The sequence below is a fragment of the Streptomyces sp. NBC_01549 genome (assembly GCF_026339955.1).
GTDB lineage: Bacteria > Actinomycetota > Actinomycetes > Streptomycetales > Streptomycetaceae > Streptomyces.
Genome location: NZ_JAPEPW010000004.1, coordinates 794,967 through 810,920, shown reverse-complemented (window position 1 = coordinate 810,920; position 15,954 = coordinate 794,967). Strand labels below are relative to the sequence as shown.

At 68.7% G+C, this 15,954-nt stretch carries 7 protein-coding genes; 6 read left to right on the top strand and 1 reads right to left on the bottom strand.

The features are described from left to right. Nucleotides 1–19 precede the first annotated feature (19 nt). Nucleotides 20–1,315 (bottom strand): extracellular solute-binding protein, encoded by a 1,296-nt coding sequence (locus OG819_RS54625; protein WP_266657381.1) that lies wholly within the window; start codon nt 1,313–1,315, stop codon nt 20–22. A 160-nt stretch (nt 1,316–1,475) separates the two neighbouring features. On the opposite strand from OG819_RS54625, the gene OG819_RS54620 reads away from it, so the two are divergent. The 6 genes from OG819_RS54620 to OG819_RS54595 all read left to right on the top strand — a co-directional run bounded on the left by OG819_RS54620 (nt 1,476) and on the right by OG819_RS54595 (nt 15,888). Further along, the gene (locus tag OG819_RS54620) at nt 1,476–2,375 is read left to right on the top strand and encodes a sugar isomerase (RefSeq protein ID WP_266657379.1); all 900 of its coding nucleotides are present in this window, start codon (nt 1,476–1,478) and stop codon (nt 2,373–2,375) included. 418 nt (nt 2,376–2,793) lie between these two features. After that, complete coding sequence (locus tag OG819_RS54615) at nt 2,794–5,748, top strand: TIM-barrel domain-containing protein (protein WP_266657470.1); 2,955 nt, start codon at nt 2,794–2,796, stop codon at nt 5,746–5,748. A 123-nt stretch (nt 5,749–5,871) separates the two neighbouring features. Next, nucleotides 5,872–7,740 (top strand): glycoside hydrolase domain-containing protein, encoded by a 1,869-nt coding sequence (locus OG819_RS54610; RefSeq protein WP_266635580.1) that lies wholly within the window; start codon nt 5,872–5,874, stop codon nt 7,738–7,740. Then, nucleotides 7,737–11,372: a beta-galactosidase gene (locus tag OG819_RS54605; protein WP_266657377.1), complete on the top strand. Its 3,636-nt coding sequence runs from the start codon at nt 7,737–7,739 to the stop codon at nt 11,370–11,372. Before OG819_RS54610 ends, OG819_RS54605 begins: the two co-directional genes overlap by 4 nt. Continuing rightward, nucleotides 11,369–15,091 carry a beta-galactosidase gene (locus OG819_RS54600; RefSeq protein ID WP_266657375.1) on the top strand — a complete coding sequence of 1,241 codons (3,723 nt, stop codon included), beginning with the start codon at nt 11,369–11,371 and terminating at the stop codon, nt 15,089–15,091. The genes OG819_RS54605 and OG819_RS54600 overlap by 4 nt, the downstream gene beginning before the upstream one ends. Then, entirely contained in the window at nt 15,091–15,888 is a 798-nt protein-coding gene (locus OG819_RS54595) for a hypothetical protein (RefSeq protein ID WP_266657488.1), read from the top strand. Before OG819_RS54600 ends, OG819_RS54595 begins: the two co-directional genes overlap by 1 nt. Nucleotides 15,889–15,954: the final 66 nt, after the last annotated feature.

Genomic DNA, 15,954 nt, shown 5'->3' with positions numbered 1-15,954 from the left:
TCGTGGACGGCCACCGAGGTCAGTCGCCCTTCTGCGCGGTCTTCTGGATCTCGCCCAGGACCTTCGCCGGGTCGCTGCCCGCCACCGCCGTGCCGATGCGCTGTTTCACGGCGCCGTCGACCGCGGCCCAGGCGGGGTTGTCGGTGGGGGCGAACTCCGCGTCGGAGAGGGCGTTGACGAACGGCTTGTAGTAGGCGGCGTTCCGGCTGTCCGAACTCAGTGTCTCGCCGGCCGACTTCGTGACCGACAGGAACCCTTCGGTGGAGACGAACTCGGCGGCGTTCTCCTTCTGGTAGAAGAAGTCGAGGAACTTCTTCACCGCCGTCTTGTTCGACCCGTCACCCTTCTTGAATGCGACGAGGTAGTCCTGCACACCGAGCGTCTTGTGTGTACTGCCGTCCTTGCTGGGCAGGGCCGCGACGCCGTAGTTCAGTTTCGCGTCGACCGGGTCGATGAAGCCCTTGCGCATGAAGACCGCCCCGTTCAGCATGCCGATCTTGCCTTGGGCGAACTCGTTGAAGACGTCCTTGCGGTTGGTGGCCTCCGGGTTGGGCTGGGTGACCTTGTCCTTCGTCAGTTTGCGCAGATAGGTGAGTGTGTCGACGTTGGCCTGCTGGTCGATCGCCCACTTGCCCGAGGTGTCGGTCCAGCCGCCGCCGTTGTTCATCGCCCAGATCTGGAACTCGGCCTGGGCCTCCTCGGCCCCCAGGGGTAACCCGAGGCCGATGTATCCGGCCTGCTTGATCTTCTTGGCGTCGGCCTCGACCTCGGCCCAGGTGGACGGTGGCCGGGCGATGCCCGCCTTGGCGAAGATGTCCTTGTTGTAGAAGAACAGGCGCGCGCTGGAGATGAACGGCAGGCCGTACTGGGCTCCCTCGTACTGCGCCTTCTGCCGGAACAGCGGGAGGAAGTCGCTCAGCACCTCGGGGGAGACGACGTCCTGCGCCTTGTACACCAGGCCGTCGCGGGCGAAGTCGGAGAACTTGTTGTAGTTGAGGATGTCGGGTTCCTGCTTGGTCTGGACGTACGTCTTGACCTTGGAGTCCATCTGCTCCCAGTCGACGACTTCGAGATTCACCCGGTAGCCGGGGTTCGCGGCTTCGAAGTCCTTGATCAGCGCCGTCCAGTAGGCCTGGGTGTCGTCGTCGTACTTCGCCGCGACGAACCTGATCGTCTTTCCGTCGGATCCGCCGCTGTCCGAGGAGCTGCCCTTGCCGCATCCGGTGAGGGCCAGTGCCAGGGCCAGTCCCCCGGCGAGGCCCGCGAGGTGCCGTTTCACGGAGTACCTCTCCGCACGCATGGCGTGCTTGGTCAAGCGCGTGCCCGCCTGATTGCGCGCCCGCTTGCTTGTTTATGCTCGATTATCGGTGTTATCAATCATCTAACGACATGATGCTCAATGAAACGCGCACGGCGTCAAGGCCCGTCGCATCACGTATCGGTCACGCCGTGCGGCCGAGAGCGGAGACTTCCCGATGAGTCAGACCGAGATCGAGATCGCCACCCAGCCCGACTGCTGGCGGCAGGCCGTGGCGCTGGCCCGGCAGCCCGACGGCCCCGCCTCCGCCTCGCTGCCCCGGCCCGGCGAGCGGGTGGCCGTCGTCGGCTGCGGGACGTCCTGGTTCATCGCCCAGGCGTACGCGGCGCTGCGGGAGTCGGGCGACCACGGCGAGACCGACGCCTTCCCCGCCTCCGAGTTGCCGGCGGGGCGCGCCTACGACCGGGTGGTCGCGCTGACCCGGTCCGGCACCACGACCGAGGTGCTGGAGCTGCTGCGCCGGCTGCGCGGGCGCACCCCCACGACCGCGGTGACCGCGGTACCGCAGGCACCGGTGACGGGGCTGGCGGACGCCGTCGTCCCGCTCGACTTCGCCGACGAGACCTCGGTCGTCCAAACCCGGTTCGCCAGCACCGAACTGGTGCTCCTGCGGGCGCATTTGGGCGAGGACCTCGGGCATCTCCCGCAGCAGGGGCACTCGGCACTGGACGAACCACTGCCGGCCGGGGTCCTCGAGGCCGAGCAGTTCACCTTCCTGGGCCAGGGCTGGGCATACGGGATCGCCCAGGAGGCGGCGCTGAAGATGCGCGAGGCGGCGTGCGCCTGGACGGAGGCCTATCCGGTGATGGAGTACCGGCACGGCCCGATCAGTGTCACCGGACCCGGCCGTGTGGCGTGGTGGTTCGGGGACCCGGCGGCCCTACCGTCCGGTCTCGCCGACGACATCGCCCACACCGGCGGGCAGTTGGTGGCACTCGGCCGGGACCCGCTGGCGGACCTCGTCGTGGTTCACCGGCTGGCCGCCACCCTCGCCTCGGCACACGGGCTGGACCCGGACAATCCGCGCTATCTGACCCGTTCCGTGATCCTGGCCTGAGCGGGCATCCCCGGAGGGATCTCGGGGAGGTCGCAGAATTTACCCGTCCGTTACGAGCGGTTTCCGGGTCCCGTTGAGGCCTCTCAGCGGGACCCGGAACCGACCGCCACCAGGGACAACTACTGCTCCACGAGAACCCTCGGGGCACTCGAGAGGCTACGTGCCCCGCATGTTGACAGGTGGTAGCTGCCGCAAGAATATGAGCGAAATCAATTGGAATCTTGCATCTGCACGCAGTATCAAACAGATGGCAAGCCCTGCCCGGCACCGCGCTTCCTCGTGACCATGCACTCCGCACGCCAACAGCACCACGCACCGCCGCTCCTGAGTCACCGTCCTGTCCGACAGGAGGACACGAGTGCACGCCCGACTGAGCAGTCCCGGCGGCCTGTTGCTCGCTGCCGCGCTGACCGCCGCCATGCTCATGGCGCCCGTCACCGGCTCCACCGCCGCGGCAACGGCCTCCGCCCGCCCCACCACCGGCGGGCCGAAGGTAGTCCGCACTGCGCACGCCGTCACGGTCTCCGTGCCGGCCTCCGCCAACGCCCCCGGCTACACCCTCGACGTGGCCACCGACGAACTGGCCCTGACCACGCGCCGCGCCGGGAAGACCGTGCTCGCCACCGCCTCCGGCGACACCGGCGCCCTGCGCTTCACCGCGGCCGACGGCACGTGGCAGCACGCGACCGGCGTCACGGACTGGACATGGAAGAACGGCGTCCTGACCGTCACCGCCGACAGCACGCTCGACGGCGCCACCGTGCAGGCCCGGATCACCCCCGGCCCCGACCGCTACCAGCTCGACTGGGACGTCCACGGCGGCGGACCGAAGCAGCTGGGCCTCGCCTACGACCTGTCCTCGGCCGGCCACTGGTACGGCCACGGCGAGGCGGAGACCCCGCAAGGCGGTCCCGGTGTCAACCAGCCCTGGCCGCTCGACGCCGGCGAGGTCGACCACAAGACCTTCGGCCCGGCGTCGTACAACATGATCGACCCGTTCTGGTACACCTCCCAGTCGACCGGTCTGCACGTCGGCACCGGGAACGTCATGGACGTGGCGCTCAACAAAGGCAAGGACGGCCTCGGCACCTTCACCGTCGAGTCACCCGACACCTACAAGGCCACCGTGTTCATCGAGTCGACCCCGCTCGAGGTCTACCGCGACTACATAGGCATCGTCGGCAAACCGGCCAAGAGCGACGCCCCGTACGAGCAGTACGCCAAGCCACTGTGGAATTCCTGGGCGCAGTTCTACACCAAGGTCGACCAGGAGAAACTGCTCGATTACGCCACCGACCTCCACGACAACGGTCTGGACGGGCACACCATCCAGCTCGACGACAAGTGGGAGTCGAACTACGGCAATCTGACCTGGGATCCCAAGACCTTCCCCGATCCCAAGGGCCTGTCCGACAAGATCCACAACATGGGGTTCGACTTCGGCATCTGGGTCACTCTGTGGATCAACCTGGACTCCGACAACTACCGGTACGCGGTCGACCACGGCTATCTGCTCATGGACGCCAAGGACACGACCAAGCCGTGTGAAGTGACCTGGTGGAACGGCCAGGCCGGGATCATCGACCTGGCGAACCCCGACGCCAAGGCCTGGTACGAGGGCAACCTCAAGAAGCTGATGGACACATACAACATCGACGGGCTGAAGTTCGACACCCGCTTCTTCGACGAGAAGTGCGCGCCGCGCGAAGGCCACCAGGCCACGGACTACCAGAAGCTCGGTACGCAGCTCGCCGACGAGTTCGACCTCCAGGGTGCCGGCATCCGGGTGCACTGGAACCAGACGGCCCACGAGGCGGGCTTCGTCACCCGCCAGGTCGACAAGGGCACCGGCTGGGACTCCCTGCGCGCCTCCGCCACCCAGAACCTGGCCATTTCGACCATCGGCTACCCGTTCGTCGAGTCCGACATGATCGGCGGCTCCGGCGGCCAGCCGGCACCGTCGAAGGACGTGTTGGTGCGGTGGGCGCAATCCGCCTCACTGATGCCGCTGATGTACGCCTCAACATCCCCAGTCGACACCAACGACACCACCACCGGGCAGAAGGTGGACTACGACCAGGAGACGGTCGACCTCTACCGGCGGGCGATCAGGACGCACGAGAAGCTCGCCCCCTACATCTGGGACCAGGTACAGAGCACCCTGAAGACCGGCGATCCGATCATGCGGCCGCTGTTCTTCGACTTCCCGAAGGACGAAGCGAGTTACACGGTCACCGACGAGTGGATGCTCGGCCCGGCCGTACTGGCCGCGCCCAAGCTGAGCACCGGCGCCACCCGCTCCGTTCATCTGCCGCCGGGCACCTGGTACGACGTGAACCAGGGCACCGTGATCCGCGGCCCCAAGACCCTCAAGGGGTATGCGGCGCCGCTCGGCGTCACCCCGGCCTTCGTCAACCTCAAGGCCAAGGGCGCAGCCAAGGCCATCAAGGCGCTCAAGCGCGACGACGCTCCGGCCGCCTCCGTCCTGATCACTCCGGACGCCCCGTCCACCGACTCCGGTACACCGTTCGAGGTGACCACCGAGGTGACCAACTGGGGCACCCGGACCCTCAAGAACGCCAAGACGGCACTGGAGCTGCCTGACGGCTGGAGCGCCAAGGCGACCGGCCCGACCACCGCGAAGTCCCTCAAGAGCGGCGCCACACTCACCACCACCTGGACGGTGACCCCGGCCGGCGACGCCCGCTGGGGCAACCACGACCTCACCGGCACCGTCACCTACAACGGGTCGCAGAAGGCCTCCGACACCGTGCCGGCGCAGGTAAAAGCCGCCCCGGGCAGCGTGCAGAAGCCGTACCTGACGACCGACACCACCTCCGGCGACACCCAATACGCCCAGGCCGGCGACCAGTTCGCCATCTGGGCGGGCGGCCAGGACCTGTCCGGCTGGAAGGACGAGAAGGGGGTCATCTACCGCGACGACGCCGCCGGCGAGAAGGCCACCGTGCAGGCCCGGTTGGTCTCCCAGGACAGCGCCTCACCGGTCGGCAAGGCAGGCATCGCCCTCGCCAACGACCTGACCGCGCCGGAAAAGGGCGGCTACGCGGTGCTGGTCATGACCCAGCAGTACGGACTTGAGTTCATGACCGACAGCGACGGCGACGGGAAGCTCGACACCTGGGCGGGCGGCGGCTCCACCTACCACCCGGCGTATCTCAAGCTGACCCGGGACGGCGCCACCTACACCGCGTACGCCAGCAAGGACGGCGACACCTGGTCGCAGGTCGGCACCGCCCAGGTGCCGTCGGCCGCCGCCACCGGTGACGCCGGGATGGTCGCCAGCGCGGCCAACGTCAACTACCCCGGCGAGAACATCGAGGCCGTCTTCAGCGGATTCTCCGTCATTTCCTGACACAACAGGCGCCACCGACACCATCGGCGCCACTGGCATCACCCCGCTTCCCGGCAGACCCCCACCCCTGGGGTCTGCCGGGGACCACTCCCTGCACGCCCGTGAGAGAGGGAACCCAGCCCCATGGCACGTACGTCCTCAGCTGTCGCCGGCTTCGTCGCGGGCGTGGTCGTGGCCGCGAGCACCACCGCGATCGCCGTCACCGGTACGACGACCAGCGGCACCGACCTCAATTCCAAGGCCACCACCACCTGGCTGACCGTCAAGGTCGCCGACGCCATGGGCACCAGGGACACCATCACCTGGGTTCCCACCGGCTCCTTCGCCGGCTCCGCGGAGGAACGGGTCCCGCGCTACCCGATGACCGCCATCCAGGGCAAGGACACCAAGGAGCTCAAGCTCTCCGCCGTCCGCAACGAGCAGGTCTCGGCGCAGCTGGCGATCGCCTCAGGCCAGAACCTCGACGACGTCAAGGCCGTGGTCGGCGACCTCACCGGGCCCGGCGGAGCGAGGCTGTCCGGTGACGACACCGAGGTCCGGTTCGTCAAGTATGTGCCCGTACAGCGCTCCAAGAGCGAGGTCGACTGGTCCGCCACCATCGACCAGGTCAGCTCGGGCAAGGAGGTGTCCGGCGACCGCAACCCCGATGTGGTCGGCGACGCGCTCGAGGAACGGGACTCCGTGGACGTGCCCGCGTACGCGGCACAACCGCTGTGGTTCACCTTCCACATCCCCAAGACGGCCAAGCCCGGCACCTACACCGGCACGGTCAAGGTCAAAGCGGACGGCCGCACCCAGACCACGTACCCGCTGACCATCGAGGTCGCCGACGCGAGCGTGCCCGACCCGAAGGACTACGACTTCTTCCTCGACGTATGGGCACAACCGGAGACGATCGCCAAGAACCACGGCGTCAAGCTCTGGTCCGACGAGCACTGGAAGCTGATCGACACGTACGACCGCGACCTGGCCTCGCGCGGCCAGAAGGTCATCAATACCACCATCGTCGACAACCCCTGGCACCACCAGTGGTCGCTCGGCACGCGGGAGTCACAGACCGCCACGCCGTACACCAGCATGGTGGGCTGGTCCTGGAACGGAAAGACGTTCTCCTTCGACTTCAGCCGCTGGGACAAGTACGTCCAGACCGCCAGGCGCGCCGGTCTCGGGCCCGACATCGGCGCCTTCTCCATGCTGGCGTTCCAGGACCAGGAGCACCTCACCTACACCGACACCAGTACCGGCAAGACCGTCTACGAGAACGTCGATCTGGGCGGGGACCGCTGGCGGGAGGCGTGGGGAGCGTTCCTACCCGCCTTCGAGAAGCATCTGAAGGCGAAGGGCTGGCTGGACAACACCTGGCTGTCCTTCGACGAGCGGCCCATCGACACCATGACGGTCGTCAAGGACTTCGTCCACGAGGTCGCGCCAGCCTTCGACAACCGTATCTCCGTGGCCGGTTCGATCAGCACCGAGGGCGTGGCGTCCAACCTGTCCGTCGACTGGGGCGGCATCGACGCGATGACGAAGGAGAAGGTGGCGGAGCGGCGCAAGGCCGGCAAGATCACAACCTTCTACGTGTACGGCTCGCCGGCCCACCCCAACACGCTGTCGTACTCGCCCGCCGTCGAGTCGCGGATGCTGCCGTGGATCTCCGCCCAGCGAAATCTGGACGGTTTCCTGCGCTGGTCGTACAACAGCTGGACCAGCGACCCCTTCAAGCAGCCGGTGCACATCTTCACGCAGGGCGACGAGTACCTGGTCTACCCGGGCAAGGACGGGCCGATGTCCAGCATCCGCTGGGAGCAGCTGAAGGAGGGCATCGAGGACTACGAGCTCATCGCCCAGCTGCGGAAGAAGGACGGCGGCACCGACAGCGACGCGCTGACCGAGGCCCTCACCACCGCGACCCGGAACCTCGACGGCCGGACGAAGGACGTCAGCGACATCGAGACCGCGCGGGCGGCAATCGTGAAGGAGCTGACGTCATGAGGGGCAAGTGGAGATCTCTGCTGCTCGCCGGAGCACTGACTGTCATGCCCCTGACCAGTACAGGTGTCGCGACACCGGCCCAGGCGGGACAACAGGCCCAGGCGCAGCACACCGTCACCTACGACCAGTACTCCGTGCGGGTCGACGGCAAGCCCCTGTACCTCTGGGCCGCCGAGTTCCACTACTTCCGGCTGCCCAGCCCCGACGCGTGGCGCGACGTACTGCAGAAGATCAAGGCGGCCGGATTCAACGCGGTCTCGCTCTACTTCGACTGGGGCTACCACTCGGCCAAGCCGGGCTCGTACGACTTCACCGGCATCCGCGATGTGGAGCGGCTGCTCGACGAGGCCGAGCGCGCGGGCCTGTATGTGATCGCCCGCCCGGGCCCGTACATCAACGCGGAGGTCTCCGGCGGCGGCATGCCGGCCTGGCGGAAGACACAGGCCGGCGTGAACCGCACCTCCGAGCCGGAGTACATGAAGGCGGCCCGGGAGTGGATGAGCCGGATCAACCCGATCATCGCGCGCCACCAACTCACCCGCGGCACGGGGTCGGTGATCCTCTACCAGGTCGAGAACGAGTACCAGGGCGGTCGGCACGACGCCGACTACATGCAGACCCTCATCGACTGGGCGAAGGAAGACGGCATCGATGTGCCCACCTTCGTCAACGACGGCGGCGCCAACAGAAACTGGGTCAGCGGCAAGGGCGCCCCGGACATCTACGGCTTCGACGCCTACCCGCAGGGCTTCGACTGCAAGAACCCCGACACCTGGAAGAACCTGCCCGACTACTCGTACGTCAACGAGTGGAAGCCCGAGTCTCCTCTGATCATCCCGGAGGCACAGGGCGGCGCCTTCGACCCCTGGGGCGGCACCGGATACCGAGACTGCGCGAAACTCACCGGCACCGACTTCACCCGGGTGTTCAGCAAGATGAACATCGCCGCGGGGGTGAGCGGCCAGTCCTTCTACATGACGTACGGCGGCACCAACTGGGGCTGGCTCGCCGACCCCAACGCGGTCTACACGTCGTACGACTATGGGGCCCCGATCAACGAGTCCCGTCAACTCACGGGCAAGTACCAGGAGTTCAAGCGTCTCGGGTACATGGTCAACTCGGTGACCTCGCTGGCGCGCACGGACAAGGCCGAGGCCCCCGTCCCGTCAGACGACGCCCTGCGCATCGACCGGCGCGTCAACCCCGACGACGGCACCCAGTTCTTCACCGTCCGGCACGCCGACACCCGCGTGAGGGACAAGGACGAGACCACCCTGTCCCTCTCGGGCAAGGACGGCGACTATCCGCGCGTCCCGCAGCAGGGCGAGATCACCGTCGACGGCCGGGACGCCAAACTCCTCGTCGCGGGCTACGACCTGGGCGGCCAGCGGCTCGTCTACTCCACTTCGGAGATCATGACGCACGCCCGGATCGGCGACCGGGACGTGGCGCTGCTGTACGGGCGTGAGGGCGAGGCCGGCGAGACCGTGCTGCGGTACGCCGAGCGGCCCAAGGTGACCGCCCTCGACGGCGATGTCACCACCACCTGGGACGCCGAACGCGGCGACCTGCGCCTGAACTACACGCACGAGGGCCTGGCCCGCGTGCTGGTGAACGGCCTGGAGTTGCTGATCGCCGACACCTCCGAGACCGCCCACTGGTGGCGACAGGACACCGCCGCGGGCCCGGTCCTCGTACGAGGTCCGTCCCTCGTCCGTACCGCCGAACAGGCGGGTGGCACCCTGAAGTTGACCGGAGACTCCACCAAGGCCGCAAAGATCGAGGTCATCGCGGACGCCAAGAAGGTGACCTGGAACGGCCGCAAGGTCGCCGTCACCCAGGCGCCGCGCCCGGTCGAGCTGCCCGCGCTCACGACATGGAAGTACAAGGAGGAGGCACCGGAGGCCGCCCCGGGCTTCGACGACTCCGCCTGGACCACCGCCGACCACCTCACCGCCAACAACCCGGCGCTGGCCGGGTCGCTGCCGGTCCTCGCGATGGACGAGTACGGCTACCACCACGGCAACGTCTGGTATCGCGGCCGGTTCAGGACCACCGGTGCCGCGACCGCGCTCGCACTCGACACCAAGACCGGTCCGACCGGCCAGTACGCGGTCTGGCTCAATGGCCGCTACCTCGGCAGCTCCGGCAACGGCGCGCACACCTTCGACATCCCGGCGGACACGCTGAAGGGCAGCGGGGACAACGTCCTCTCCGTCCTCGTGGAGAACGCGGGCCACAACGAGGAATGGGGCCACGACTACTCCAAGGAGCCGCGCGGTCTGCTCGGCGCCGAGGTGATCGGCGGGGCCTCAACCTTCACCTGGAAGATCCAGGGCAGCCGTGGAGGTGACGACCCGGTCGACACCGCGCGGGGCCCGTACAACAACGGCGGGCTGTACGGGGAGCGGGCCGGCTGGTCGCTGCCGGGATACCCCGACGGCGGCTGGAAGAGCACCACCCTCTCCGGGAAGACCGGGCCAGGCGTGCGCTGGTACCGCACCTCCGCCCGGCTCGACCTGCCGCAGGGCCAGGACAACGCGATCGCACTCGATCTCGCCGAAGCCGACGGCGGCAGCACCGGCTACCGCGCCCAGATCTTCGTCAACGGCTGGCTGATCGGCCGCTATTTGCCGGACACCGGACCCCAGACACGGTTCGTCATCCCCAAGGGCATCCTGCGCGAGCAGGGCAGCAACACCATCGCCCTGGCCGTGTGGTCCACCGAGGCCGGTGCGGGCCCGGGTTCGGCGAGGCTCGTCGACCTCGGCGCCTCGGCGGGCGGGATCAAGGTCGGTACGGTGGCCGCGCCCTCGTACGACGCCAAGACGTACGCCATGCCGGACTCCGGCGCCCGTGTCACCGTCGACGCCGATCCGTTCCTGAGCACCGGCACCGCCGCCAAGGTCCCCGTCACCGTCGGCGTGCCGAAGGACGCGCCCACCGCCCGGAACGTCGAGCTGGCGCTGAAGGTCCCGGACGGCTGGACCGCGACCACCGACGACACCACCCGTTTCGACCGGGTCCGGCCCGGCGACACGGTGACCGCCGACTACACGGTCACCCCGCCCGGCGACCCGGTCCACTACGCCGTCCTGTCCGCGACCGCCAAGCTCACCCAGCCCGGCCGTCCGGGCACCGTCACGGGTGTACGGGCCGTACAGGTGCCGCCGCCGGGGCTGTCCTCCGACGGCTACGTCAGCGACCTGACCCTCGTCAAGGCGGTCAGCGGCTGGGGTCCGGTGGAGAAGGACGCCTCCAACGGGGAGTCCGCAGCCGGTGACGGACGCCCCCTGAGCATCGGCGGCACTTTCTACGCCAAGGGCCTCGGCGTGCACGCGAACAGCCAGATCCGGGTCTATCTCGGCGGCGGTTGCACCCGCTTCACCGCTACCGCCGGGGTGGACGACGAGGTCGGTGACAGCGGCAGCGTCTCCTTCCAAGTGATCGCCGACGGCCGCTCCCTCGTCACAACCCCGGTGGTGCGCGGCTCCGACGGCGGCACCGACATCGGCGTGGACGTGACCGACGCCCGCTGGCTCGACCTGCTGGTCGACGGGGACGGCGATGTCTCCACGGACCACGCCGACTGGGCCGACGCCAAGCTGACCTGCGCGGGAGGCACCTCGTGAACCTCGCCCGAGTCCCACAACTGCGTACCCCACTGGCCGCGGCGTTGGCCGCCGTACTGCTCGCGATCCTGACCGTGGCAGTACCCGCCCACGCCACGGTCCGGACCGCCGCAGCCGCCAAGCCCACGCCGCACACGGTCAGTTACGACAGGTACTCCGTCAAGGTCGACGGCGAGCGGCTCTTCGTCTGGTCCGGGGAGTTCCACTACTGGCGGCTCCCCAGCCCCGACCTGTGGCGCGACGTACTCCAGAAGATCAAGGCGAGCGGCATGAACGCCGTCTCGATCTACTTCGACTGGGGCTACCACTCTCCGGCGAAAGGCCGTTACGACTTCACCGGGATCCGTGACGTCGACAAGCTGCTCGACATGGCCGAGGAGGCCGGGCTCTATGTCATCGCCCGGCCGGGCCCGTACATCAACGCCGAGACAGACGGCGGTGGCTTCCCCGGCTGGCTGATGACGCAGAAGGGACAGGCCCGCTCCACCGACCCCGAATACCTCGACGCCGCCCGCGAGTGGCTCAAGGAGATCGACAAGATCCTCGCCCGCCGCCAGGTCACCGACGGCACCGGACCGGTGCTGCTCTACCAGGTCGAGAACGAGTTGTACGACCCCGAAGGCCGCGACTACATCGTCGATCTCTCCAAGCAGGTACGAGCCGACGGCATCACCGTGCCCCTGGTCGGCAACGAGCCGATGCCGCGGTACGCGGGCGGCGAGGGCCTGGACTTCGTCGGCGAGCTGGACCAGTACAACTCCTTCTGCAAGGGCGAGTGGTGGCTGCCCGCACTCGCGCGCCAGGACGAGACGAAGCCGCTGGCGGTCTTCGAGGCGGGCACCGGCTGGTTCCAGACCTGGGGCGACACCGGCTACGACGAGTGCCGGCAGAAGATGGGCCCCGCCTACCAGAAGATCGTCAACAAGCACGAGGTCATGCAGGGCACGACCATCGAAAACCTCTACATGACCTACGGCGGCACCAACTGGGGGTGGCTCGCCGACCCGCGCCAGGTCTACACCTCGTACGACTACGGCGCCCCGATCAGCGAGCCGCGCCAGACCGGCGCCGACTACGACGAGCTGAAGCGGCAGGGCCTCTTCTACACCACCACAGGACCGCTCACCGCCACCGATCCGGCCGACGCCCCCTCCTCGTCCAACGACGCCGTGCACATCGAGGCCCGCGCCAACCCGGACACCGACACCCAGTTCCTCTACCTCCGGCACGACGACCCGATGGCCGACGCCGACGCCACCACCACCTTCGACTGGAAGACGCCGGACGGCACGTATCCGGTCACCGTCCGGCTCAACGGCAAGACCGGCAAGATCCTCGTCGCCGGCCATGACCTCGGCGGCGGCCAGCGGCTCGTCTACTCCACCAGCGAGCTGCTGACCAGCGCGCGGACCGGTGAACGCACCCAGGCCGTGCTGTACGGCGGCGAGGGCGACCAGGGACAGACGATGCTCCGCTACTCCTCCGAGCCCAAGGTCACGGTGCTGGACGGCAAAGCGGACGCCACCTGGGACGCCGAGCGCGGCGACCTGAAGCTGGACTACACCCACTCCGGCCTCACCCGGGTCCTCGTCCAGGGCGGCGGCCGCCCCGATCTGCTGCTGCTCATCGGCACCGACGCCGAGGCCGCCGGCTTCTGGCGGCAGGACACGGCGGCTGGTCCCGTGCTGGAACGCGGCACCGAACTGGTCCGTACGGCGTCCGTCACCGGCCGGGGGACGACGCTCGCCCTCACCGGCGATGCGAAGAAGGCGGGCCCTCTGGAGGTCTTCGCACCGCCCGGCGTACGGAAGGTCACCTGGAACGGCGAACCCCTCAAGGTGAAGCCGACCTCCTTCGGCAGCCTGCTGGGCATCGTGCCCGGCCCGAAGGACGTCAAGCTCCCCGCGCTGACCGGCTGGAAGACGTCTGCCGAAACCCCGGAGGCCGACCCGGACTTCGACGACTCGTCCTGGACGTACGCCGACAAGCTGACCACCGACAACCCGACCAAGCCCGGGACTCTACCGGTGCTCTACCAGGACGAGTACGGCTATCACTACGGCTATGTCTGGTACCGCGGCCGCTTCAAGGCCACCGGCACCGAGAAGTCCCTCTCCCTGACCGCCTCCGCCACCAACCCGGACACCGGCTCGGCCGCGGTGGGCGCGTACTCGGTGTGGATCAACGGGAAGTTCGCCGGCACGAGCAAGACCGGCCGCCAGACCTTCCCCCTCGCCGCCGGGTTGCTGCGCAAGGGCAAGGAGAACGTGATCTCCGTCCTGGTCGGCAACATGGGCCACAACGAGGACTTCACCTGGAACAGCGACGACCACAAGCAGCCGCGCGGCCTGACCACGGCGTATCTCGCAGGCTCCGACGCGCAGATCACCTGGCGCATCCAGGGTGCCCGGGGCGGTGAGCAGCCCGTCGACACCGTACGCGGACACATGAACAACGGCGGTCTGTACGGGGAGCGTTCGGGCTGGACCCTGCCCGGCTACCCGGACCGCACCTGGGACGACGCCACGCTGCCGGCCAGTGACACCACCCCCGGCATCGCCTGGTACCGCACCACCTTCAACCCCCGGCTGCCCAAGGGCCAGGACGTCTCCGTCGGCGTCACCATCACCGACGACCCCGACCGGAACTACCGCGCCCTCATCTATGTCAACGGCTGGCTGATGGGCAACTACGTCAACGACACCGGTCCGCAGCACACGTTCCCCATCCCGAACGGCATTCTGCGCACCGACGGCAAGAACACCATCGCCATCGCCTCGTGGAGCGAGGACGCGAAGAGCGGTGGCCTCGGGAAGGTGGGTCTCACCACGCTCGGCAATGTCACCTCCTCGCTGCGGGTCGCCGATGTGGCCGCCCCGGCCTACGACGCCGCCACCTACGCCGACCCGGCCACCGCGGCGCGGGTGAGCGTCGTCGCCCCCGACACCGTCGAGCCGGGCAACAGCTACCAGGTCACGACGACCGCTGCCGTACCGGACGACGGCACGGCGCTCCGCGACCTCACCCTGAGCCCGAAGCTGCCCGACGGCTGGACCGCGACCCCGGCCGACCCGGTGCGGCTCGGCACCCTCAAACCCGGTGCCTCGGCGAAAGCCCGGTGGACCGTCACCGTGCCCGCCGACCAGAAGACCGGCACTGTCGCGATTCTCCGCGTCACCGCCGACTTCACCCGCGCCGGCAAGCCCGGTTCGGTGACCGGGGAACAGGTGGTGGCCGCGCAGCCACCGCCGCTCGCGACCGGCGAACACTACGTCAGCGATCTGCCGTTCCAGTCCAGCAGCAACGGCTGGGGGCCGGTCGAACGCGATCAGTCCGTCGGCGAGAACGCCGAGGGCGACGGCCTGCCGCTCACTCTCCACGACACCGTCTACGACAAGGGCCTCGGCACCCACGCCGCCAGCAGCGTGCAAGTGTGGCTCGGCGGCACCTGCACCACCTTCCACGCCGCGCTCGGCCTCGATCAGGAGACCTACGGCCGGTCCGACGGCCCGGCCACCGTCGCCTACACCGTCCTCGCCGACGGAACCCCCGTCTACGAGAGCGGCACCGTCGACCGGGACACCGCGACGAAGAAGATCGACGTCGACGTGGCGGGCGCGCGCCGGCTCGAACTCGTCGTATCGGACGCCGGGGACGGCAACGCCCTCGACCACGCCGACTGGGCCGACGCCAAGCTGACCTGTGAGGGCGGTGTCTGATGCCCCTGCTGAGACGAACCATCCGACACGGCTCGGCGGCGCTGCTCCTGGCCGCCCCGCTGCTCGGCACGGCAGCCCCGGCGACCGCCGCCGAACCCGGGCCGACCACCTTCGTGACGCCACGCTACGAACTGCGCCTTGCGACCGACCGGCTGGCCCTCACCACGGTACGGGCGGGCCGGACCGTCCTGGCCACCGCGCCCGGGGCGTTCCGGTTCCGGATCGGCGCCGACTGGCACGTCGTCCGGGAGGTCACCGGCAGCACTCGAGACGGCGACACCGTGCGCGTCACCGCCGCCACCGACCCGCCGGGCGTCACCGTCGATCTGCGGATCACTTTGCGCTCCGACCGGTACGACATGACCTGGTCCCTGTCCGGCACCCGGGCCGACGCGCTCAGCACGGCGTACGCCCTCAGCAGCGCCGGGCACTGGTACGGCCACGGCGAGAACAGCGACCAGACCGTCCAGCCGTGGCCGCTGGACTCCCGACAACTGGTGGACACCGGGTTCAGCCCAGCGTCCTACCAGGTGGTCTCCCCCCCTTCTGGTACACCTCCAGGGCCACCGGGCTGTGGGCGAACACCGACGACCCGATGGACGTGCGGATCAACTCCGGCGGCAACGAACTCGGCGAGTTCACCGTCACCGGAGACCGGCCCGCCGCCTCCACGGTGTTCGTCGAGGACACGCCCGAAGCGGTGTACCGCGACCACATCGCGCTGGTCGGAAAGCCCGAACGCTCCGACACCCCCCGGCGGATCCGCGCCGGCTGGGCGCGGCGTACGACTCCGGTGACCATCTGCATCCCAATGACGCCGGGATGAAGGCTTTCGCCGACTCCATCGGCCTGACCACGCTCGG

What these genes read in the sequence shown, in the direction of transcription:
- OG819_RS54620 (WP_266657379.1), top strand. Translation starts at nt 1,476, where the DNA reads ATGAGTCAGACCGAGATCGAGATCGCCACCCAGCCCGACTGCTGGCGG.
- OG819_RS54615 (WP_266657470.1), top strand. Translation starts at nt 2,794, where the DNA reads ATGCTCATGGCGCCCGTCACCGGCTCCACCGCCGCGGCAACGGCCTCC.
- OG819_RS54610 (WP_266635580.1), top strand. Translation starts at nt 5,872, where the DNA reads ATGGCACGTACGTCCTCAGCTGTCGCCGGCTTCGTCGCGGGCGTGGTC.
- OG819_RS54605 (WP_266657377.1), top strand. Translation starts at nt 7,737, where the DNA reads ATGAGGGGCAAGTGGAGATCTCTGCTGCTCGCCGGAGCACTGACTGTC.
- OG819_RS54595 (WP_266657488.1), top strand. Translation starts at nt 15,091, where the DNA reads ATGCCCCTGCTGAGACGAACCATCCGACACGGCTCGGCGGCGCTGCTC.